The sequence below is a fragment of the Rhodococcus sp. IEGM 1306 genome (assembly GCF_036541985.1).
In the GTDB taxonomy this organism is placed as follows: Bacteria; Actinomycetota; Actinomycetes; order Mycobacteriales; family Mycobacteriaceae; genus Rhodococcus_F; species Rhodococcus_F qingshengii.
Window position 1 is genome coordinate 498,481 of sequence record NZ_JAZHFF010000003.1, and the last position, 22,024, is coordinate 520,504.

The following is a 22,024-nucleotide window of genomic DNA, read 5'->3' on the forward strand; positions in this document are numbered from 1 at the left end:
AAGAAAGTAGTTGTGAGCACATGATTCGCACTCGCTTCACCGAAATGTTCGGCGTAGACCACCCCATCGTGCAGGGCGGCATGATGTGGGTAGGGCGCGCAGAACTTGTTGCGGCCACGGCAAATTCCGGTGCCCTCGGGTTCCTGACGGGTCTCACCCAGCCCACACCGGAAGACCTCGTCAAGGAAATTGCTCGCACTCGCGATCTCACGGACAAGCCCTTCGGTGTCAATCTCACTATTCTGCCGTCGATCACGCCACCGCCGTACGCCGAATATCGCCGAGCGATCATCGAATCCGGAATCAAGATCGTCGAGACGGCCGGTTCGAATCCGATCGATCACCTTCCGCATTTCAAGGACGCGGGTGTGAAGGTAATCCACAAGTGCACTGCAGTTCGTCACGCGGTCAAGGCCGAGAGACTGGGCGTCGACGCCGTCAGCATCGACGGATTCGAATGCGCCGGGCACCCCGGCGAGGACGACATACCGGGGCTGATTCTGATTCCGGCTGCCACGCAGCAACTCACGATTCCCGTGATCGCCTCGGGCGGAATCGCAGATTCTCGTGGACTCGTCGCGGCCCTCGCGCTGGGCGCGGACGGCGTCAACATGGGAACTCGATTCATGTGCACCGTGGAATCCCCTGTAGCGCAATCGGTTAAAGAACAGATTGTCGCCAACACCGAACGCGACACCAAGCTGATCCTCCGGACCCTCCACAACACCGCACGCGTGGCCGCGAATGCGATCAGTGCCGAAGTCGTCGACATCGAGGCACGCGGCGGCGCACAGTTCAGTGACATCCAGCATCTGGTCGCCGGAGCGCGCGGACGCAAGGTCTTCGAAGACGGCGATCTCGACGCGGGCATCTGGTCGGCCGGCCAGAGTCAAGGCCTGATCAACGACATCCCGACGGTTTCCGACATGATCGACCGCATGGTCTCGGAGGCCGAACACATCATCACCTCACGGCTTTCCGGATTCGTCACCGCGGTGAGTGCGGCATGACCACCACCGCCGAGACGGGCTTCCGCTCCGAGATCACCGACGGTGTACTGCGATTGACTTTCGACCGCCCCAAGCGGATGAACGCGATCGACCTGCCCACGATGAGCGCTTTCGCCGCCGCAGTCCGAGACGGCGGCGCAGACCCGGCAGTTCGTACCATCGTCATCACCGGCTCCGGTCGAGCGTTCTGCACCGGCGCCGACCTCGCCGCAGCTGCGGTCAACCCCGCAGACCCGAAGGTCGTCATGGATGCGGCGACTTCGCTGATTCGCGCCGTCACCAGCGCCCCGGTCCCGGTGATCGCCGCGGTCAACGGCCCCGCCGCCGGCGTCGGAGTGTCCATCGCGCTGGCTGCGGATCTGACGTACGCAGCATCGAGCGCGTACTTCCTCCTCTCGTTCGTCAACATCGGCCTGATGCCCGACGGCGGCGCCAGTGCGCTGGTACCGGCAGCGATCGGACGAGCCCGCGCGGCGGAGATGGCGTTGCTGGGTGAGCGGGTCTCCGCCGACGACGCAGAGCGTTTCGGGCTCGTGTCCCGCACCGTCTCCGACGAAGATTTCGCCACACACATCCAGTCGATCGCCGATCGAACGTCCAAGGCTCCCCGCCGTGCCCTCGAACTCACCAAAAGAGCGCTCAATGCGGCTACGTTGGATCGCCTCGACGCCGCGTTGGAGCTCGAAAATATCGGGCAGGCAGAACTTCTCACCGGTGACGACTTCAAAGAAGGCGCGACGGCGATGCTTCAGAAGCGCGCACCGCAGTACAAGTAACCCTGCGAATTTTCGTTAACAAAACCCCTGTGCACATCGACGGCTCACTGTAGCCTGAGTCACACAATCACCCACGCATGAGAGGAACCCATCGATGGCCTCCACCGATGCAGTCTCCGAGGCGCAGCGTTCGCGCCGCACCAACTGGAACAATCAGATCGCCAGGCATGCGCAGATGATTCCCGATCGCACCGCGCTGCGATTTTTGGGCAATTCCATCACCTGGAGCACTCTCGACACGCGCGTCGAGAAGCTGGCAGACGCCCTTGCTCGACGCGGTGTCAGCTTCGGCGACCGCGTGCTCATCCTGATGCTCAACCGCCCGGAATACCTCGAGGTCGTGCTCGCGACCAACGCGCTGGGCGCAATCGCGGTTCCGGTGAACTTCCGTCTGACGCCACCCGAGGTCGCTTATCTCGTCAACGACTCCGGCTCCAAAGTCATTGTCGCCGAAGGCCCCTTGGCTCCGCTGGCCAGCGCGGCTCGCGCCGCATCCGAGGGGATCGACATTTCCATCACCGTGGGCGCCGCCGCCGAGGGTGACAGCCTGAATTACGAGGACCTGATCAGCGAAGAGGGTGAGCAGCACGCGTTCGTCGACATCCCGGACGACACTGCGGCCCTCATCATGTACACCTCGGGAACCACCGGTCGCCCCAAGGGTTCGGTACTCTCCCACTCGAATCTGTCGTCGCAAGCATTGACCTGTATCCGAGCCTTCCACCTGTTCAACGCCGATTCCATCGGTTTCTGCGCGTCGCCCATGTTCCACATCGCAGCCCTCGGCTCCATCGCACCGAGCCTGCAACTCGGCACGACCACGGTGATCCACCCGGTCGGCGCATTCGACCCGGGCCAACTACTCGACATTCTCGAAGCCGAGAAGGTCACCAGTCTGTTCCTCGTGCCTGTGCAATGGCAGGCCGTGTGCGCAGTTCAGAAGGCACAACCTCGAGCACTGTCGCTGAAGAACATCTCGTGGGGTGCCGCGCCGTCGTCCGATACGATCCTGCGGGCAATGGCCGAAACCTTCCCCGACGCATTCAATGTCGCGGTCTTCGGTCAGACCGAAATGTCGCCCATCACTTGCGTTCTCGACGGCGAAGACGCAATTCGTAAGCTCGGATCGGTCGGTCGGGTCATTCCGACCATCTCCGCCAGGGTGGTCGACGAGAACATGGACGACGTGGCACCCGGCGAAATCGGCGAAATCGTTTACCGCGGACCCACGATGATGAGCGAGTACTGGAACAACCCCACCGCCACCGCAGACGCCTTCCACGGTGGGTGGTTCCACTCCGGCGATCTCGTTCGAGTCGACGACGAAGGCTTCGTCTACGTCGTCGACCGCAAGAAGGACATGATCATCTCCGGCGGCGAGAACATCTACTGCGCCGAGGTGGAAAACGTTCTCTACGAACACGAATTGATCGTCGAAGCGGCCGTCGTCGGTCGCCCCGACGCCAAGTGGGGTGAGGTGCCGGTCGCGATCGTCGCAATGGCGCCGGGTTCAGCCGTTGACCTGACCATCGAGGAGCTGAGCATCTTCCTCAACGATCGTCTCGCGCGCTACAAGCACCCGAAGGACATCGTCGTCGTGGAAGCGCTCCCACGCAACGCAAGCGGCAAAGTCGTCAAGGGTGAACTGCGAGAGAAGGTTCGAGCAGTCGACGCAGTTTCCTGACTCGACATGAAACGGGCGGCACCTCCAGCGAGGTGCCGCCCGTTCGTGTGCGTCCTTCACGTGCTCTGCGAATGCAACTTCCGATGCAGTTCTCGTACCTGTGGAACCAACTCCGGAACCGGACCTTCGACCGGGATGTTCGGCGCAACCTCGTTGACGGACAGGGACTTCACCGGCGCCGGAGCCACACCCCACTCCGCGAGCCAGTCGCCGAGTTGGGCCGAAGAGCAGATGTAGACGATCCGTCCCAGTCCCACCCACGCGTGCGCTGCCGAACACATCGCGCAGTGCTCACCCGAGGTGAATACCGTTGCCGTCGAACGCTCTTCCGGCGTCAGGTACTGAGCTGCCCACCGCGCCAGCTCGAATTCGGGGTGACGAGTGTTGTCGCCGCCCGCGATTCTGTTTCGATCCTCCGCCAGAAAGGTTCCGTCGGCCGCTGCCAGGACGGAACCGAAAGGTTCGTCGCCGGCATCCAATGCTTCCGTTGCCAATTCGACGCAACGACGCAGGTGACCCAGTTCGATGTCGTTCATGTGTACGCCCTCTCCCGTGATACACGAAACGGGCGGCACCTCACCGGTGCCGCCCGTTTCGTTACTTGCTCTGCTGTACTACTCGGCTGCGCTTTCGCTTTCGCCGGCCTTGGTCAGCTCGATCGGCGGTGCGTCCGGCACGTCGATCGGCTTCTTGGTAGGCGTGAACGTGAACTTCGCGTCCTCGCCCGAGCCTTCGCCGTCCCAGTTCTCGACGTCGACGAGCACGATGTGACCCGGTCCGATCTCTCCGAAGAGGATCTTCTCGGACATCTGGTCCTCGATCTCGCGCTGGATGGTGCGACGCAGCGGTCGTGCACCCAGTACCGGATCGAATCCGCGCTTGGCCAGAAGCGACTTGGCCTTGTCGGTGACCTCCATGGCCATGTCCTTGTTCTTGAGTGCCGCCTCGACGCGAGCGAGCATCAGGTCGACCATCTGAACGATCTGCTCGTTCGTGAGCTGATGGAAGACGACGATGTCGTCGATACGGTTCAAGAACTCGGGACGGAAGTGCTTCTTCAGCTCGTCGTGAACCTTGAGCTTCATGCGCTCGTAGTTCGACTCCGTGCCCGTTCCCGAGCTGAAGCCCAGGCCGACTGCCTTGGAGATGTCCGACGTACCGAGGTTGGACGTGAAGATCAGCACCGTGTTCTTGAAGTCGACGGTACGTCCCTGACCGTCGGTGAGACGGCCGTCCTCGAGCACCTGCAGGAGGGTGTTGTAGATCTCCTGGTGTGCCTTCTCGATCTCGTCGAACAGCACAACGCTGAACGGCTTGCGGCGCACCTTCTCGGTGAGCTGGCCGCCCTCTTCGTATCCGACGTACCCGGGAGGGGCACCGAACAGACGCGAAGCGGTGAAGCGGTCGTGGAACTCGCCCATGTCGATCTGGATCAGAGCGTCGTCGTCACCGAACAGGAAGTTGGCGAGCGACTTCGCGAGCTCGGTCTTACCGACACCGGACGGGCCGGCGAAGATGAACGAGCCCGAGGGACGCTTGGGATCCTTCAGACCTGCACGCGTACGACGGATCGCCTTCGAGACGGACTTGACTGCCTCTTCCTGGCCGATGATCCGCTTGTGCAGTTCCTCTTCCATGCGGAGCAGACGAGTGGTCTCCTCCTCGGTGAGCTTGAAGACGGGGATGCCGGTCCAGTTGCCCAGAACCTCGGCGATCTGCTCGTCGTCGACCTCGGCGATGACGTCCAGGTCGCCCGCACGCCACTGCTTCTCACGCTCAGCGCGCTGAGCAACGAGGGTCTTCTCCTTGTCACGCAGGTTCGCGGCCTTCTCGAAGTCCTGCGCATCGATCGCGGACTCCTTCTCGCGACGCGCGTCGGCGATGCGATCGTCGAATTCGCGCAGGTCCGGCGGTGCAGTCATCCGACGGATGCGCATTCGCGCGCCCGCCTCGTCGATGAGGTCGATCGCCTTGTCCGGCAAGAAGCGGTCGTTGATGTAGCGGTCGGCCAGCGTCGCCGCTGCCACCAGAGCACCGTCCGTGATGGACACACGGTGGTGAGCCTCGTAGCGGTCACGAAGACCCTTGAGGATCTCGATGGTGTGCTCGACGGTCGGCTCGCCCACCTGGACGGGCTGGAAACGACGCTCGAGAGCGGCATCCTTCTCGATGTACTTGCGGTACTCGTCGAGAGTGGTGGCACCGATGGTCTGCAGCTCACCACGGGCGAGCTTGGGCTTGAGGATGGAGGCCGCGTCGATAGCGCCCTCGGCCGCGCCCGCACCCACGAGGGTGTGCAGCTCGTCGATGAACAGGATGATGTCGCCGCGGGTGTTGATCTCCTTGAGAACCTTCTTCAGGCGCTCTTCGAAGTCACCGCGGTAACGGCTGCCGGCCACGAGCGACCCGAGGTCGAGCGTGTACAGCTGCTTGTCCTTGAGGGTCTCCGGGACCTCGCCGTTGACGATTGCCTGAGCCAGGCCCTCGACCACAGCGGTCTTACCGACACCGGGTTCACCGATGAGAACCGGGTTGTTCTTGGTACGACGCGAGAGAACCTGCATGACGCGCTCGATTTCCTTCGAGCGGCCGATGACCGGGTCCAGCTTGCCTTCGAGGGCAGCTTGCGTCAGGTTGCGACCGAACTGGTCGAGCACGAGCGAGGTGGACGGCGTGCCGGCCTCTCCGCGGGTGCCACCGGTTTCGGTGGGCTCCTTGCCCTGGTAGCCCGACAGCAGCTGGATGACCTGCTGGCGGACGCGGTTGAGATCGGCACCGAGCTTGACCAGAACCTGGGCTGCCACGCCCTCACCCTCACGGATGAGACCGAGCAGGATGTGCTCCGTACCGATGTAGTTGTGTCCGAGCTGCAGCGCTTCGCGCAGACTCAGCTCGAGGACTTTCTTGGCGCGCGGTGTGAAGGGGATGTGACCGGACGGAGCCTGCTGGCCCTGGCCGATGATCTCCTCGACCTGGCTGCGGACTCCCTCGAGGGAGATACCCAACGACTCCAACGACTTGGCTGCAACACCTTCGCCCTCGTGAATGAGGCCGAGAAGGATGTGCTCCGTGCCGATGTAGTTGTGGTTGAGCATCCTGGCTTCTTCTTGAGCCAGGACAACAACGCGCCGCGCGCGATCGGTGAACCTCTCGAACATCGCTCTCCCTCACACTCTCCGGCGGGCAGGTTCGAGACCGGATGTCTCGTCCCTGGTCGCCGCGTTTCGCTCCGGCACTACAGACTGATCGCCTCGCCGGTCAGCGGACTGACGTCCACGAATCGACAAAGGTTGCACGACCCCACTTATTACTCTAGAGGGCGCGAAGTCCACCTGCTGCTCCTCCACCCGATTGGCGGCGGAAGCCGGACTGCTTACCGTTCACAACGTCGCAGCTGAGGGAATCGTTTCCCGGTTCCTGTACGCCTGAAGCGAACAGCGATTTTCGACGCCTGATCAGCCGAATATCGGGAGTACCCGAGTGCACGGCACCTCACGCGGATTCGACGGATCCAGCGCGTTGAGCGTCAGAGTCGCCGTTCGCGCCGACGCCACCAACGCGATGTGATCCGACAGGTCCTGTTCGCAGCCGTCCTGAACAACTATGTTCGACGCATTCGACGCGGCCAGTATTCCGCTGCTGTACGGAACGACTACTTGATCGAATCGAGTCACGATGTTGGTGCACTCGACGTCATCGGAGTAGACGCCCGCGTCGCGCAGTTCGGTCACGAAGGTGGCGTTGTCGAAATCCGGTCCGCCGACGCCTTCCGGTGGGCCGACCTCCGAGCCGTCCCACAACGGAGCGATGGAGACGATCTTGGAAACCTTCGCGTCGCCGCCGAGGAACTTGGCGTAGTACGCACTGACCGTCGTCCCTTGGGAGTGTCCGATCAGGTCCACCTTCGAGCTACCGGTCGCGGTAAGGACTTGGTCGACGAACTCCGCCAACTGCCCTGCGCTGTCTCCGAGTGGTGCGAGGCCGCCGGCTGCGGAAATCGGCCACGGCTGGTCCGTTCGATTCCCGAAGGTGAGCGCGAAAACGCAGTACCCCTCGTTGGCCAGCACGGGTGCGAGTACGCCCCAATTTGTCTGACGGTTGGCCGCCGTCCCGTGCACCAGAACGACGGGATCAGGATGAGCAGCGGAAGGCCTGCACGAGAAGTCGTTGGTGCCGGGGGCCGATCCGCCCGGGTTGGTCGCTTCGAGGGCGATTCCACTGAAGAAACCGAACGGAACGGGAAGAGGTTCGTTCGCCGACGCAAGCGGTGTGGCGGTCGCAGCTACGGCTCCGGCCAGAGCGAGAGCGCCCACGCATGTTCGAATCCCCACCGAAGGCCTCCACATGTTGCTCAACCCACGACGGGCAATACCGAGTTGCACGGTACCGGCCGCTGGTGCGCGGGGTCGAGTGCATTGAGAGCAAAAGTCGCAGCGCGCAGCGATGCCGCGATGGCGAGGTGATCGGAGATGTCTTGCTCACAACCGTCCTGGACGACGATGTTGGTGGCGTTGGGCCCGGGCTCCAGTCCGTTTGTGTACGGCAGCACCAGTTCGTCGTAGCGCGTCGTGATGTTCGTGTAGTGAACGCCCGGCGCGTAAACGCCTCCCGCACGGAGATTTTCGATGAACTCCGAACCGGCCCCCATGTTCAGACACGCCTTGCAGATCGGGAATCCGGCCTGCACTGCCTCGGATACTCCGAGTTCGCGAAGGCTGCGGCCGATACTTGCCTGCTCGTTTCCGAGCGTTCCCTTCCACAGCGACGCCACCGAGACGATGTTGTCCACTTTGTCGGCACCGCCGAGGAACTTCGCGTAGTACCCGTTGATGATGGTGCCCTGCGAATGTCCGATCAGATCTACCGACGTTGCGCCCGTGGCGCCCAGTACTTGATCGACGAATTTCGACAATTGTGCTGCGCTGGAGGGAATTTCCTGCATTCCACCGATGGCCGACAACGGCCATGGCTGCTCGGGGAAGTTGCCGTACGTCAGCGCGAAGACGCAGTAGCCCTCGTTGGCGAGCAACGGCGCATAGGTGGCCCAGTTGGTCTGCCTGTTTCCACCCGTTCCGTGAACGAGCACAACCGGATTGGGATGTTCGGCAGTCGGTTTACACGAAAAGTCATTGGATCCGGGAGCTGAACCGCCAGGATTTCCCAACTCCTGAGGAACTCCCGCGAGGAATGCATTGGGCACGGGCAACGGAGCCTGAGCCGACGCCACGGAACTGAACCCGATGAGCATCACCGCGGCAAGAACCGCTCCCCCGAACAACCTGATTCTGCGCACGACCGACTCCTCTACGAGAGATGCGAACCGTGCAGACGCTAACAAACTAGAACGCGTTATTAATCCGTTTCGGCAAAATGCGCCCGAATCCATTCGCGATCCATTTCAGACGGCCTTTTCGTAGGCTCGGCGCACCTCGGTCGAAATACGACCGCGGGCCGAAATCTCGAAGCCGGCACCCTTGGCCCATTCGCGGATGGCGGCACTCTGATCGCGGTCGGCAACTGGGCGAGACTTGGCCACCGATCCGTTGGCCGATTTTGCGGAATTCGACTTTCTCGCATGGGGAATCCACTTTTTCAGTGCATCGCGCAGTTCCGCGGCGTTGGCGGCGGTGAGATCGATTTCGTACGCAACTCCGTCGACGGAAAACTCGACAGTTTCGTCAGCGGGCGATTTCTTGTCCAGATCGTCAACCATCGTGACGACAACCTTTTTCACCACGACCATTCCTCCCCAGATCCTTCGATAAGCAGCGACAATAGCACCTGGACAAACGTCCTGTCTTGGCTCGTCCGGATGATTGGGACTGATCGCCGCCGGGTATGCCAGTCGACTTGTCTTGCGACAAGGACAGTGCCGATACGCTCCTTGCGACGCATTGGGGAATGCATGCAGCGGGGGGATCATGACAGAAGACGGCACGAGAAAACACCTCTTCCGAGTCCCACTTCGAATCGGGAACTACGATGCGCTGAACGCGCAGAGCCCGAAGCTACGGCAGAACTCCGTCACCGCTCAGAGCGGCGGCGGGCGAATATCGTCGGGAACAAATCGAATCCCTCGGGAGCGCCCCAACTGAAAAAGGTTCGGCCGCAACGTGTGCGGCCGAACCCTGATCGAAGTGAATCTAGCGAGCGGACGGACGGACGATCGGGAAGAGGATCGTCTCGCGAATACCGAGACCCGTCAAAGCCATCAGCAGTCGATCGATTCCCATGCCGGTGCCGGTGGTCGGCGGCATGCCCTGTTCCATCGCGGCGAGGAACTCCTCGTCCAGCACCATCGCTTCGTCGTCGCCGGCCGACGCGAGGCGCGCCTGGTCGACAAAACGCTCACGCTGGATGACCGGGTCGACAAGTTCGGAGTAGCCGGTCGCCAACTCGAATCCGCGGATGTACAGGTCCCACTTCTCGGTGACACCCTTCTTGCTGCGGTGATCTCGGGTCAGGGGCGACGTCTCGACCGGGAAGTCGCGGACGAACGTCGGCACGTACAGCTGATCGCCGCACTGGTGCTCCCACAGTTCCTCGACGAGCTTGCCGTGGCCATAACCCTTGTCCTTGGGAATCTCGAGGCCGACCTTCTCCGCCAAAGCAAGTAGCTCGTCGACCGTCGTATCCGGGGTGACCTCGGTGCCGATGGCCGCCGACAACGACGGGTACATCTCGAGAACCTGCCACTCGCCGCTGACGTCGTACTCGGTACCGTCGGCGAGGGTGAGGACCTGCGTGCCGAACGCTTCCTGCGCAACTTCCTGGACGAGCTCACGAATCATCTTCGCGGAATCGTCGTACGTGCCGTAGGCCTCGTACGTCTCGAGCATCGCGAACTCGGGAGAGTGGGTGGAGTCGACGCCCTCGTTGCGGAAGTTGCGGTTGATCTCGAAGACCTTCTCGATGCCGCCGACGACACAACGCTTGAGAAACAGTTCCGGCGCGATACGCAGGTACAGGTCGATGTCGAGGGCGTTCGAGTGCGTGACGAACGGGCGAGCTGCCGCGCCGCCGTGCAGCGTCTGCAGCATCGGCGTCTCGACCTCGAGGAAGCCGCGGCTCTCGAGCGCATTGCGCAGCGCGCGGACGACAGCGACGCGCTTGCGGGCGTTGTCACGAGCCTCGGGGCGAACGATCAGATCCGCGTAGCGCTGACGCACCCGGGACTCTTCGCTCATTTCCTTGTGCGCAACCGGCAGGGGGCGCAGCGACTTGGATGCGATCTGCCAGGCGTCGGCCATCACGCTGAGCTCGCCGCGACGGGAGCTGATGACCTCGCCGTGGATGAAGACGAAGTCACCGAGGTCGACGTCGGACTTCCAGGCAGCCAGTGCCTCTTCGCCGACACCGGCGAGGCTGATCATGGCCTGCAGCTGGGTGCCGTCGCCCTCTTGCAGAGTCGCGAAGCACAGCTTGCCGGTGTTGCGCATGAAGATGACGCGGCCGACGACGCCGACCAGCACACCAGTCGCCGTGTCCGGCTCGAGTCCCGGGTACTCCGCGCGGATCTGCGCAAGCGTGTGGGTGCGATCGACCGAAACCGGGTACGCCTCCTGCCCCTGCGCGAGGATCCGTTCACGCTTTTCGCGCCGGATACGGAGCTGCTCGGGGGTGTCGTCGACTGGCTGGGCTTCTACATCACTCACGGGGTACAAGACTACTGGGCCGTGTCCACCGCGTTTGTTGCTGGTAGCACCGCGGCCACCGCGAGCACGATTCCCGACAGGAGGTACAGCGCAACCCTGACGTGATTCCACATCGTCCACCCCGCCTCGTACGACGCCCATGCGGCTGCGTCGGTAGCGCTCACCGAGGCAAAAGCGTCGTTACGCGGGACGTGGTAAATCGCGGTCACCGCGAAGGAAACAAGGACGCCGACGCAACCGACGACCACGAGCACCCAACCGTTCGGCCTGGAGATCGATGCCCAGATTCCAGCGGACAGTGCAGTCAGCGCGGATCCGATGAGCGGCAGCATCAAGGCACTGCGCGGTGCTTCGACGTTGATCGCCTGCATCGACGTGATCGCGGTATGAGTGTCCACCGATCGCAGGGCGGGCATCACAAAGGAAGAGAAAGCAAACAACGCACCACCGGCGACGAGCGCGCCGAGCGCAGTCACGCCGACCAGCAGCTCCAGAATGACCTCGGACTTCTTCATGACCAAACCCCCGTTCGGGCTACCTCGGCGGCAAATGTGGTGAAATCTCGAGCGGGCCTGTCCAGGACCTCTTCCACCACTCCGGTCACGCTTTGATTCCGTCCGTCGAGAACCTCGGCGAACAGGTACGTGAGCAACTCCACGACGTCGCTCGGGATGCCGACTTCCGTCATGCTGTCGGAAAATTGTTGCAGTCCAATTCTTTCGAACTCCACCGCGCGACCCGACGCCGTCGAAATCGCCTCAACGGCCTCCGCGAAAGTGAGTAACTCCGGACCTGTCACCTCGAGGACTCGGCCGAGGAGTTCGGTTCGAGTCAACGCGGCCACCGCCACGTCAGCGAGATCGTCGACGTCGATGAACGGCTCCCCCACCCCACCTGTCGGAAGTGCCAGGTGGCCTTCTCGAATCGGGTCGAGCAGATACCCTTCACTGAAATTCTGGGCAAACCAACTGGCCCGCACCACAGCCCATTCCAGGCCACTGTCGGCCAGCACCCGCTCGGCCTTCTGCGCTGCCGGTTCACCCCGACCGGACAGGAGCACCATTCGCCTGACGCCTTCGCGATACGCGAGATTCGCCAACTCCTCGATGTGCGTGCTCGATTCCGGCACCGCAAGATCCGGCGCATACGCCACGTATGCCGCGTCGACACCGGACACAGCGGGCTGCCACGTCGTCTGATCGTTCCACTCGAAAAGCGTCCCGGAGGTTCTCGACGCGATTCGGGTCCGCACGCCCGCCGCGGTGAGCCTGTGAGCCACGCGCGCACCGGTCTTGCCGGTACCACCGATCACTACTGCCGATTGAATGTCACCTGTTGTAGTCATGTCTTCATTCGACCGCGCGACGGCGATACGCTCCATAGTCGAAGGTCGTAAAAACATACGCCAGCGTCTACCGTCGAATCATGGATGCATTGTCGATGATGCTGGCCGGATCGCGGGCGGAGGGCGCTTTTCTGCTGCGCTCGTTGCTCGATCCACCGTGGTCGTTGCGTATCGAGGACCACGCACCCGTCACCGTGCTGGTTCTGGTTCGCGGCACCGCAGTCGTCGTCTCCGACACCGGCCAGACCGAGAATCTCGAGGCCGGCGACGTGGCACTTCTGCGCGGCCCCGATCCGTATACAGTCGCCGATCAGCCCGGCACCCCGGTTCACGTACTCATCGACGAAGCGCAGAACTGCGCCGCGGTCGACGGCTCACCACTCGAGGACATGTCAGTGCTCGGGGTTCGCACGTGGGGCAACTCGACGAGCGGCGAAACCGTCATGCTCACGGGCACATATCGTTTGGACTCCTACGTCAGCCGCCAGATCCTCGACAGCCTGACACCCGTCGCGGTGGTCCGAGGCAGCATCGAAACTGCGCCGATGACAACGCTTCTGAAACAACAGATCGCCTCCGATGGGCCAGGGCAGGAAGTCTTGTTGGACCGACTCCTGGACCTGGTCCTGATCTCGGCGGTCCGTACGTGGTTCGCCGAGAATCCGGATCGATCACCGCGATGGATCAAGGCATACGAAGATCGCGTCATCGGGCATGCCTTGCGGCTCATACACAATCGGCCCGAACATCCCTGGACAGTCGCGAGTTTGGCTCGGGAAGCCGGCAGTTCGCGAGCAGCTTTCGCTCGCCGGTTCACCAACCTCATGGGCATCGGGCCGGTTGGTTATCTGACTGAATGGCGTATGTCCGTGGCCGCGGATCTGCTCGCAGACCCGGCACGAACGGTGTCGTCGATCGCCCGAGAAGTCGGTTACTCGAGCCCCTTCGCCCTCACGACGGCCTTCACCCGCCATCACGGAGTGAGTCCGAAGATCTATCGCCAGACCTGCTGTGCGCCTTTATTAACCGCCCGCGGTTAATAAAGGCGCACAGCAAACGGGTCAGTGAGCGGAAACGGCCGCCAACTCGCGGGAGCAATGACGCACTCCGCTGAGCGCACCGAGCAAACCTGCAGCCTTGATCGCCTGGTATCCGCCCACCAGATCGGTGGCCTTGTGCAGGCCGAGCTGCTGCAACGACGCTGCGGCCAGGCTCGAGGTGTAGCCCTCGGAGCAGACGATGACCCACTCGACGTCGTGGTCGGTGGCCAGCGCGAGGTGCGCGCTGCTGGTGGGGTCGAGGCGCCACTCGAGCACGTTCCGCTCGATCGCGAGTGCGCCGGGGAGAGTTCCCTCGATGGCGCGCTGCGCCTGCGGACGAATGTCGACGAAGATTGCTCCGCGGTGAAAGGCTTCGGTGAGCTGAAAAACGTACATGCGATCGATCTGTGCGCGAGCGTCGTCGAGCATTTGGTCGATGGTCATTTGGTGCCCCCCTCGGGCAGGTCGGTCAGCTCGGTACGGGTGCGGCGAAGCGTCCGGTGATCCGTCACTTCGTAGTAGGACATTGCGGTCAGCGGCGGCGAGTAGGCATGAACACTCAGAGTCGGTGCATCAGAGCTGATTTCGACCGGAGCGCCGGGAGCATCGGTCGAACGCACGACATCGTGAACCCATCCGAGCGGGAACGAAGCCTGATCGCCGGCGTCGAGCTGGCGCTCCACCAGGGCGTCACCGGCCCAACGGAATTCGGTGAGAGAACCGCTGAGGACGGTCAATGCGCCGAACGAGCCTGCGTGGTCGTGCAATTCGGTATTGCGTTCGGGTACCCAGCTGATGAGCCACACATCGACGTCGTCGTCCGCGTGCAAGCGGGTGGACCAACGGTCGAGCGTCGGGAAGGCATCGGGGATGAGGTGATCGAAACGGCCGTCGAGCACGCCGTTCGCTCCCTCGTCGGTCAGTCGCAGCAAATCGGCCGGGCGAAGGCGGGTGGGCAACGACGCACCACTCGGACGACGTCCAGACGCCCCACGATTAGAGCTACGACCTGCGGAAACAGCGAGGTCAGCAGTAAGAGTCGGGGCCAAAACAGAGAGATCTACAGAATATGTGGATAGCACGAGCTAGCTCCAAGGAATGTGAATGGTCAAGGCAGCTGTCAGCCTCGACAACACTCCTGAGCACCCATGCAGCGATTCACGAGCACCATTGTGGCACAACTTTCGCAATCGCGAAACTGCTGGAGCAAAACCGTCGATCAGGCGACGGGTCGTCGACCGGATCCACGACGCGCCTGATTGCGCTCGAAGACCAACCTCAGCCCCTCGAGAGTGAGGTCCCGTTCGAGGTGATCGATAGTGTCGGATTCGGGGATGATCAGCGGTGCGCTGTCCCCCGTTGCGATCACGGAGACGTCGTCACCACCGAACTCCGGTAGTTCGTCGCGTACGCGGTTGACCAATCCGTCAACGAGGCCGGCAAAGCCGAATACCGCACCGGACTGCATGCATTCGACGGTGTTCTTGCCGACCACCGAACGCGGGCGCACCAATTCGACCTTGCGCAGCGCAGCGGACTGCGACGCCAAGGCATCGGTGGAGATCTCGAGTCCGGGCGCGATGCAGCCGCCCAGGAACTCACCCTTGGCGGAAACGACGTCGACACAGGTCGACGTACCGAAGTCCACGACAATGCACGGGCCCTCGTAAAGATGGTGAGCGGCAAGACTGTTGACGATCCGGTCGGCTCCCACCTCTTTGGGGTTGTCCACCAGCAGTGGCACACCGGTGCGAATACCCGGTTCGACCACCACATGGGGAACGTGACCCCAGTACCGCTCCAGCATCACGCGGATTTCACGCAAGACGGACGGCACTGTCGACAGCGCCGCAACGCCGGTGATCTGATCGACATGGGTACCCAACAGCCCACGGAAGGTCAACGCCAACTCGTCGGCAGTCATCCGAGGGTCGGTTCGCATTCGCCAGTCCTGCAACAGCTTCGAATACTCGCCAGTCCCGGAAAACAATCCCAGAACGATATTGGTGTTCCGCACGTCGAACGTGAGCAGCATGGGTTACACCAGGCTGGATTCGCGCGAGGCCTCGAGTGTCGACAGCATGCGCGGGGTGATCAGACCCGAACCCTCCGGCGCGTGAGCCGGGTCGGAGCCGAGTTCGATCTGCTTGTTGTCGGCATCGACGAACACGACGCGCGGAGAGTACTCCTTGACTTCCTGCTCGTTCATCACGCCGTAGGCGATGAGGATGACCAGGTCACCCGGCTTGACCAGATGCGCTGCCGCACCGTTGATTCCGATGACACCAGTTCCGCGCTCGCCGGCGATGACGTACGTCTCGAGACGCGCACCGTTGTCGATGTCGACGATGCACACCTGTTCGCCTTCGAGGAGGTCTGCGGCGTCCATCAGATCCTGATCGACCGTGACGGAACCGACGTAATGCAGGTCGGCGTGAGTCACGGTGGCGCGGTGGATCTTCGACTTCATCATCGTGCGAAACATATCCAGGTCCTTACTCGTGAAAAGTGCTCAGTGAGACAGCAGGTCGTCGATGGCGTCGGCGGATGGGTCGGTGTCACGCTCGAGGAATCCGGTTCCCACCGCGACACCGACGTTGTCGATCAAACGGGTGGTTCCGAGCTTGGCGGCCACCAACAGCCGGCCGTCGCCTCGCTCGGGCGCGGGGCCCAGATCTACGCCCCGCACCTCGAGGTAGTCGACCTCGATTTCCGGAACAGCTGCCAGAACAGCGCGTGCGGTTTCCAGAATTGCTTCCGCGCCCCCGGCCGCCGCGTGCGCACCGGCGATCAGAGCTGCGGACAGCGCGACCGCCGCGGTGCGCTGGCTCTCGTCGAGGTAGCGGTTGCGAGAGGACAACGCGAGGCCGTCGAACTCGCGGACCGTCGGAACTCCGATGATCTGTACGTCGAAGTTGAGATCCCACACCATCTGACGAATGAGCGTCAGCTGCTGGTAGTCCTTCTCACCGAAGTACGCGTGATTGGGTGCCGCGATCTGCAGCAGCTTCGCCACAACCGTCAACATTCCTGCGAAGTGCGTCGGGCGTGCGCCGCCTTCGAGTTCGCTGCCCAACGGCCCGGGCACGATGGTGGTGCGCTGACCACGCGGGTACATCGTCTTGACACTCGGCGCGAACACCAATTCGACGCCCTCGGCGCGAAGCAGGTCGAGATCAGCATCGAGAGTGCGTGGGTACGCGTCCAAGTCTTCGCCGGCACCGAACTGCAGCGGGTTCACGAAGATGGAAACGATCACGACCGCGCCGGTGACCTTGGCCTGACGAACCAGTTCGATGTGGCCGGCGTGCAGCGCACCCATCGTCGGAACGAGCGCCACCTGACGCCCGACACCGCGCAGTGCCCGCGAGACGCGCCGAAGCTTGTCCGGATCGTGGTGCACCGTCAGTTCGCCGCGCTTGTATCCGCCCTGCAGATCACTCACGACGGTCACCTCCCGTTTCAGTCAAGATGTCGAACAATTCGGTGGGGGCGCCCACCCGCTGGGCCGATCGCAAGGACATCGCTCGATAGCCGGCAGCGAGCTCCGGATCCAGGTCTGTCAGTACGCGCAAATGTGTGTCGACGGCAGCAGCGTCACCGCGTGCCACCGGGCCGGTCAACGCCGAGGGACCGCGTCGTAGCGCGTTGTCCAAGGCCGCCGACAGCAGCGGCTGCAGGACACGCTCGGCCACCCCACCCGGATCTCCGTCGACCAACTGCTGACCGAGCAGCTCGTCACCCTGCAACGACGCTCGCAGCGCCTCGACGGCGTCGACCACGAGCGTGACCAGGTGATTACTGCCGTGCGCCAGTGCCGCGTGGTACAGCGCGCGGTTCTCCTCGCGTACTCGGACGGGCTCGCCGCCGATCTCGAGAACCAGTGACTGCGCGATCGCGTATCCGATGTCGTCGGCAGCAGTGATTCCGAAGCATGCCGACGACAGACGCGCAGTGTCCTCGTCGTGACCGGTGAACGTCATCGCCGGATGGATGGCCAAGGGCAGCGCGCCCAGTTCGGTCAGCGGGGCCAGGATCGCGATGCCGTTGGCACCGGACGTATGGGCGACGAGCGTGCCCGGCTTGACGGCCTGGGTGGCCGCGAGACCTCGAACAAGATCCGCAAGCTGGTCGTCAGGAACGGCGAGAATCAGCAGCTCGGAGCGAGCTGCGACGTCGGCAGCCGGAAGAATTTCGGTATCGGGAAGCCGCTTCACAGCGCGGGCGACCGAGGCGCTGGAGACGGCGGAGCAAGCGCTGACAACATGACCGGCTCGCTCCAATGCGGCACCGACAGCTGTTCCGACCCGGCCTGCGGAGACAATTCCTACCGTCAATCGCGCAGGTGCAGGTCCATTAGTGATCCCGAAGGAAGTCACCGGATTCCTCTCGTTCGTTCCAGTCCCGCTCGGCGGGTACCAGACGTTCTGCGTCCGAGGATATCCTTCGCCCGAACCGTCATGCCATGGCCGGGCGAGTGATCTGCGACTCAGTCCTCTCGGCGACGACGTCGACCGGAGCCTTCGGACGGATTGTTCGAACTCAGGTTTGCCATGATTTCGGCGACGGTCAATCCGTTGGAATGAGCACCGCTGGCGGCATCCTCCGGGGCAGCACGGCGACGACGGCGCGGCTCGGCATCAGGCTCCGCAGCGGGTTCGGGTTCACCTTCCGCGACAACTTCGTGCACCTCTTCGACGACAGCGTCTTCGATGACGGCGTCTTCGATCTTCGGGGCCTGGGCGGGAGCCTTGACTTCAGGCTCGACCGGCGCGACCGGCTCCGGATCCTTCTTCACCGGAACGTCTTTCACCGTTCGTGACGGCGAGGAACTCACCGGAGAACTCGGTGCTTGGTTCCCGCTCTGGGGTTTCTGCGTTTCTTGCGACTTCTGGGTCGGGATGACGCGCGGCGCCACGAAGCTGCTGTCACGCCACGACGTCTCCGCGAACACGACGGTTGTCTCAGCAGTCACCGGATCGTCGTTGGGCGAAGCCAAGCCGCCGACGTTCGGTGCCGGTTGGCTGGGCCCGCTCTGGCCGGCGCCGGGAACGTACAACCCCGACGGTGCCGGCTGGTACGCGCCGTACGAACTACCGCCGAGTTCCGGCACTCGCGTCGAATCGGTCTTGAGCGCGGTCTGTTCGGGCAGCAGCCCACCTTCGAACAGTGCTTCGAGGTTTCGGCGCAGCGCTACCAATTCGGCGCGCAACCCGGCCAGCTCCTCCGCGTCCGCGGTCACCTCACGTCGCACGCGACCTTCGACGCTCAGTTCGTACTCGCGTCGAGCAGAAATTTCACGTTCGAGCTGCAGTTCGTACACGGTCTGCAGATCGGCAACCTTGGCTTTGTCCAGTGCCGACTCACGCCGATACTTGGTCATGGCGATAGCGCCGAGGGTGGCTGCCCACAGAGCGACGACCAGACCCACCCGAAGAAGCTGAACGCTGTTGCTGAAGATCAGAAACAGCGAAGCAATGACAGCAAGTGCCAGAAGAGCAGCAATGATCATCTGGCTCGCGCTGCGCTTGCTTCGGCGCGCAGACTTCGATCGACCAGAATTTGTCATGGTTGCCAGGGTACTTGCCGAGACCGGGGTCGCCACGTACCTCGGTGGGTGATTTGCCGACCAGGCTGTCAGTGCGCAGGCTCGTCAGGTGTATCTTCCGGCGTCTTGCAACAATGTTCGAGCCACAGAGCTGCCGCTACCAGCGCAATTGCGGCGCCCAACCCCACCCACGCGCCCGGCGTGTCGGAGGCCGCGGCCTGCAGAACCGAGCGCTGTGGGATGAGATACACCAACACTCCGACCCAGACACCGACGGTAGCTGAACCGACCAAAGCGGATGCTTTTGCCAATGCCAGTGCGCGGGCGGCGGTGATCGGATGAAGCTGACTGAGCCCGTCACCGACCTGACGATTCTTGACGCGCGAACGAATGACAAAAGCGAAGACGGCCTCGGCAACAGCCACGAAGTACAGCGACGCTCCCGCATAAACAGGGATGGGCGGCATCGAACCGTAGAACACGCGAATCAGAATCCAGGTGGCCACGGCCGCCACTGCGGCGAGTACCGCGAGTTCACTGATCCGGGTCGGCTTCAAACCCTTGTCGTTTTCGGTCACCGCGCAAGCACCACATCGGTAGTGCGGACACCTTCGCGCTCACTGCGATCGAGGCCGTCGAGAATTTCTGCCACCGACAACTTCTGGCCGTCGACGATCAGCGTCGCATCAGGGTCGACGTCCAGCCAGGGAACGAGCACGAATGCCCGAAGATGCGCGCGCGGATGCGGAAGTGTGAGCGCCGGATCGGAACTGACAACGCCTTCGCAGTCGACCACGTCCACGTCCAGGCTCCGGGGTCCCCACCGCTGTTCACGCACCCGGTCTGCGGCTTCCTCGAGCGCTTGCGATCGGCGAAGCCACTCAGCGGCGTCGGCCTCGGGATCGTCGACCACCACCACCGCGTTGTAGAAATCCTGCTGCTCGACGCCACCCCACGGCGCCGTCGAGTAGACCGGTGAGACAGCAACGACAGCGCTGCCCAGCCCGTCGACGACGGACTGCAGGTGAGCCACGCTGTCGCCGATGTTGGAACCGATCGACAGAACAGCGCGCGTCATACCGATCTGGTCCGATGTGCGACGACGGCGACGTCCGCGAAGACCAGCGGAATCGGTGCCGAAGGTTTGTGGACCACGACCTCGACGCTCTCGACCCGCGAATCCTTCATGACGTCGTCCGCGATCTCCGCAGCGACGGTCTCGATGAGATCGCGCGACGGGCCGGCGACGATGGCTGCGGCGGCCTCCGCCAACTCGCCGTAGTGCAGAGTCTGAGTCAGGTCGTCCGACGCTGCGGCTGGAGCCAGGTCCATCCACACGGTGATGTCGATGAAGAAGTCCTGACCGTCACGCTTCTCGTGGTCGAACACTCCGTGGTTGCCGCGAACCTTCAGCCCGCGCAATTCGATTCGGTCCCCCATGTCAGGCCCTTTCTCGTCCACGGTTCCAGGCGTCGACCACGGCAATGGCGTCGAGCGAGGCTTGTGCGTCGTGCACCCGAACTCCCCAGGCACCCTCACGCGCCGCAAGCGCGGAGACCACGGCCGTCGCAGTCTCGCGCCCACCGGGCGGACGGGGATTGCCGTCGGGATCGCTGAGCAGAGACCCGAGGAAACGCTTGCGGGAGGCTCCGACGAGCACCGGGAATCCGGTCGCGTTGAACTCGGGTAGTGCTCGCAACAGTGCCCAGTTGTGGTCGGCGTTCTTCGCGAACCCGAGGCCGGGGTCGAGGATGATCGACGACGAATCGACACCGGCCTTCAACGCCAGATCGACCTGCGACAGCAGTTCGTCACGGACGTCGCGGACCACGTCGTCGTACTGATCGGCGCTGCCGCGGTGGACGTAGTCACCGGCCGAGCGCCAATGCATGAGGATCCAGGGCACTCCGGCGTCGGCCACAACGGATGCCATGTCGGGGTCTGCGCGACCGCCCGATACGTCGTTGACGATGCCTACGCCCGCTTCGATCGCGGCGGCGGCGACGGAAGCACGCATCGTGTCGACGCTGACGCGAATTCCGGCTGCCACGAGTTCTTCGATCACCGGGGCAATGCGATCGGCCTCGAGTTTCGGATCGACGCGGGTGGCTCCCGGGCGCGTCGACTCGCCGCCGACGTCGACGATGTCGACGCCTATGCGTTGCAGTTCGAGCCCGCGAGCGATCGCCGCGTCACGATCGAGAAATTGACCACCGTCGGAAAACGAATCGGCGGTGACGTTCAGAATCCCCATCACGACCATCCGGGCCGGATCGCTGCCTGCAACGGGAGCCGCGGACATCTCGCTCACTTACGCAGGATGAGGTCCAGCGCTTCGGACCGTGAGGCCGCGCTGGATTGCAGGAGCCCACGAACCGCAGACGTGGTCGTGCTGGCTCCGGGCTTGCGGATACCGCGCATCGCCATGCAGAGATGCTCGGCTTCGATGACGACGATGGCTCCACGCGGGTCGAGCTTGCGCATCAATGCATCCGCGATCTGACTGGTCAGGCGTTCTTGAACCTGCGGACGCTTGGCGTACAGATCGACGACGCGCGCGAGCTTCGACAAACCGGTGACCTTGCCCGACTTTCCCGGGATGTAGCCGACGTGGGCGACGCCGTGGAAGGACACCAGGTGGTGCTCGCACGTCGAGAACATCGGAATGTCTCGCACGAGCACCAATTCCTGGTGACCCTCGTCGAAGGTCGTGTTCAACGCGTCGTCGGGCTCGGAGTACAGACCCGCGAAGATCTCCTTGTACGAGCGCGCAACCCGGGCCGGCGTGTCGAGCAGGCCTGGGCGCTCCGGATCTTCACCGACCGCGATCAACAATTCCCGTACGGCAGCCTCTGCCCGCGCCTGATCGAACGGGCGGCCCGTTCCGAGCGACACCAGTTCACTGGCCACATCATTCACCGACAACCGAACTCTCCTCGAGAATTGTTCACAGGTCCCCCGCCGCA

Annotated in this window: 24 protein-coding genes; 4 read left to right on the plus strand and 20 right to left on the minus strand. The window is 63.1% G+C overall.

Annotated elements, in window-relative coordinates; all coding sequences use genetic code 11:
• The first annotated feature begins 20 nt into the window (after positions 1 to 20).
• The 3 genes from V3587_RS11860 to fadD5 all read left to right on the plus strand — a co-directional run bounded on the left by V3587_RS11860 (position 21) and on the right by fadD5 (position 3,470).
• Complete coding sequence (locus V3587_RS11860) at positions 21 to 1,010, plus strand: NAD(P)H-dependent flavin oxidoreductase (protein ID WP_283376489.1); 990 nt, start codon at positions 21 to 23, stop codon at positions 1,008 to 1,010.
• Positions 1,007 to 1,786 carry an enoyl-CoA hydratase gene (locus V3587_RS11865; protein WP_283376488.1) on the plus strand — a complete coding sequence of 260 codons (780 nt, stop codon included), beginning with the start codon at positions 1,007 to 1,009 and terminating at the stop codon, positions 1,784 to 1,786. Before V3587_RS11860 ends, V3587_RS11865 begins: the two co-directional genes overlap by 4 nt.
• A 94-nt stretch (positions 1,787 to 1,880) precedes the next feature.
• Positions 1,881 to 3,470, plus strand: coding sequence for a fatty-acid--CoA ligase FadD5 (gene fadD5 / locus V3587_RS11870; protein ID WP_283376487.1), 1,590 nt, complete (start codon positions 1,881 to 1,883; stop codon positions 3,468 to 3,470).
• A 56-nt stretch (positions 3,471 to 3,526) separates the two neighbouring features.
• On the opposite strand, the gene V3587_RS11875 is transcribed toward fadD5, so the two are convergent.
• The 8 genes from V3587_RS11875 to V3587_RS11910 all read right to left on the minus strand — a co-directional run bounded on the left by V3587_RS11875 (position 3,527) and on the right by V3587_RS11910 (position 12,470).
• On the minus strand, positions 3,527 to 4,006 hold the full coding sequence (locus tag V3587_RS11875; protein ID WP_124568958.1) for a nucleoside deaminase: 480 nt from the start codon (positions 4,004 to 4,006) through the stop codon (positions 3,527 to 3,529).
• A gap of 78 nt (positions 4,007 to 4,084) precedes the next feature.
• Positions 4,085 to 6,628, minus strand: a complete 2,544-nt coding sequence (locus tag V3587_RS11880) for an ATP-dependent Clp protease ATP-binding subunit (protein WP_003945604.1) — start codon at positions 6,626 to 6,628, stop codon at positions 4,085 to 4,087.
• Between the two features lie 297 nt (positions 6,629 to 6,925).
• Entirely contained in the window at positions 6,926 to 7,816 is an 891-nt protein-coding gene (locus V3587_RS11885) for an esterase/lipase family protein (RefSeq protein WP_411742237.1), read from the minus strand.
• A 5-nt stretch (positions 7,817 to 7,821) separates the two neighbouring features.
• On the minus strand, positions 7,822 to 8,718 hold the full coding sequence (locus tag V3587_RS11890; protein ID WP_283376674.1) for an esterase/lipase family protein: 897 nt from the start codon (positions 8,716 to 8,718) through the stop codon (positions 7,822 to 7,824).
• A gap of 150 nt (positions 8,719 to 8,868) precedes the next feature.
• The gene (locus tag V3587_RS11895; protein WP_166813291.1) at positions 8,869 to 9,207 is read right to left on the minus strand and encodes a histone-like nucleoid-structuring protein Lsr2; all 339 of its coding nucleotides are present in this window, start codon (positions 9,205 to 9,207) and stop codon (positions 8,869 to 8,871) included.
• A 406-nt stretch (positions 9,208 to 9,613) separates the two neighbouring features.
• Complete coding sequence (gene lysS / locus V3587_RS11900; protein ID WP_283376486.1) at positions 9,614 to 11,125, minus strand: lysine--tRNA ligase; 1,512 nt, start codon at positions 11,123 to 11,125, stop codon at positions 9,614 to 9,616.
• A gap of 11 nt (positions 11,126 to 11,136) precedes the next feature.
• A complete protein-coding gene (locus V3587_RS11905; protein ID WP_124568961.1) occupies positions 11,137 to 11,640 on the minus strand; it encodes an anthrone oxygenase family protein in 504 nt (167 codons plus the stop codon).
• Positions 11,637 to 12,470, minus strand: a complete 834-nt coding sequence (locus tag V3587_RS11910) for an NmrA family NAD(P)-binding protein (protein ID WP_124568962.1) — start codon at positions 12,468 to 12,470, stop codon at positions 11,637 to 11,639. The genes V3587_RS11905 and V3587_RS11910 overlap by 4 nt, the downstream gene beginning before the upstream one ends.
• An 80-nt stretch (positions 12,471 to 12,550) precedes the next feature.
• On the opposite strand from V3587_RS11910, the gene V3587_RS11915 reads away from it, so the two are divergent.
• Positions 12,551 to 13,510 carry an AraC family transcriptional regulator gene (locus tag V3587_RS11915; RefSeq protein ID WP_283376485.1) on the plus strand — a complete coding sequence of 320 codons (960 nt, stop codon included), beginning with the start codon at positions 12,551 to 12,553 and terminating at the stop codon, positions 13,508 to 13,510.
• A gap of 21 nt (positions 13,511 to 13,531) precedes the next feature.
• Here the strand turns inward: V3587_RS11915 and V3587_RS11920 are convergent, their stop codons facing one another.
• The 12 genes from V3587_RS11920 to folE all read right to left on the minus strand — a co-directional run bounded on the left by V3587_RS11920 (position 13,532) and on the right by folE (position 21,983).
• The gene (locus tag V3587_RS11920; RefSeq protein WP_003945445.1) at positions 13,532 to 13,954 is read right to left on the minus strand and encodes a rhodanese-like domain-containing protein; all 423 of its coding nucleotides are present in this window, start codon (positions 13,952 to 13,954) and stop codon (positions 13,532 to 13,534) included.
• Entirely contained in the window at positions 13,951 to 14,469 is a 519-nt protein-coding gene (locus V3587_RS11925; protein ID WP_095970834.1) for a cysteine dioxygenase, read from the minus strand. The genes V3587_RS11920 and V3587_RS11925 overlap by 4 nt, the downstream gene beginning before the upstream one ends.
• A gap of 260 nt (positions 14,470 to 14,729) precedes the next feature.
• Positions 14,730 to 15,545: a type III pantothenate kinase gene (locus V3587_RS11930; RefSeq protein WP_283376484.1), complete on the minus strand. Its 816-nt coding sequence runs from the start codon at positions 15,543 to 15,545 to the stop codon at positions 14,730 to 14,732.
• 3 nt (positions 15,546 to 15,548) lie between these two features.
• Positions 15,549 to 15,995, minus strand: coding sequence for an aspartate 1-decarboxylase (gene panD / locus V3587_RS11935; protein ID WP_003945761.1), 447 nt, complete (start codon positions 15,993 to 15,995; stop codon positions 15,549 to 15,551).
• A 27-nt stretch (positions 15,996 to 16,022) separates the two neighbouring features.
• Entirely contained in the window at positions 16,023 to 16,955 is a 933-nt protein-coding gene (gene panC / locus V3587_RS11940; RefSeq protein ID WP_185564832.1) for a pantoate--beta-alanine ligase, read from the minus strand.
• Entirely contained in the window at positions 16,948 to 17,889 is a 942-nt protein-coding gene (locus V3587_RS11945; protein WP_124568965.1) for a Rossmann-like and DUF2520 domain-containing protein, read from the minus strand. Before V3587_RS11945 ends, panC begins: the two co-directional genes overlap by 8 nt.
• Positions 17,890 to 17,999: 110 nt before the next feature.
• Positions 18,000 to 19,079, minus strand: a complete 1,080-nt coding sequence (locus V3587_RS11950; RefSeq protein WP_283376483.1) for a DUF6779 domain-containing protein — start codon at positions 19,077 to 19,079, stop codon at positions 18,000 to 18,002.
• Between the two features lie 68 nt (positions 19,080 to 19,147).
• Positions 19,148 to 19,615, minus strand: a complete 468-nt coding sequence (locus V3587_RS11955; RefSeq protein ID WP_283376673.1) for a DUF3180 domain-containing protein — start codon at positions 19,613 to 19,615, stop codon at positions 19,148 to 19,150.
• Between the two features lie 17 nt (positions 19,616 to 19,632).
• Positions 19,633 to 20,136, minus strand: coding sequence for a 2-amino-4-hydroxy-6-hydroxymethyldihydropteridine diphosphokinase (gene folK / locus V3587_RS11960; RefSeq protein WP_166813243.1), 504 nt, complete (start codon positions 20,134 to 20,136; stop codon positions 19,633 to 19,635).
• A complete protein-coding gene (gene folB, locus V3587_RS11965; RefSeq protein WP_166813241.1) occupies positions 20,133 to 20,498 on the minus strand; it encodes a dihydroneopterin aldolase in 366 nt (121 codons plus the stop codon). The genes folK and folB overlap by 4 nt, the downstream gene beginning before the upstream one ends.
• A gap of 1 nt (position 20,499) precedes the next feature.
• On the minus strand, positions 20,500 to 21,360 hold the full coding sequence (gene folP, locus V3587_RS11970; RefSeq protein WP_283376672.1) for a dihydropteroate synthase: 861 nt from the start codon (positions 21,358 to 21,360) through the stop codon (positions 20,500 to 20,502).
• Between the two features lie 5 nt (positions 21,361 to 21,365).
• On the minus strand, positions 21,366 to 21,983 hold the full coding sequence (gene folE, locus V3587_RS11975; protein WP_019746783.1) for a GTP cyclohydrolase I FolE: 618 nt from the start codon (positions 21,981 to 21,983) through the stop codon (positions 21,366 to 21,368).
• Positions 21,984 to 22,024 lie beyond the last annotated feature (41 nt).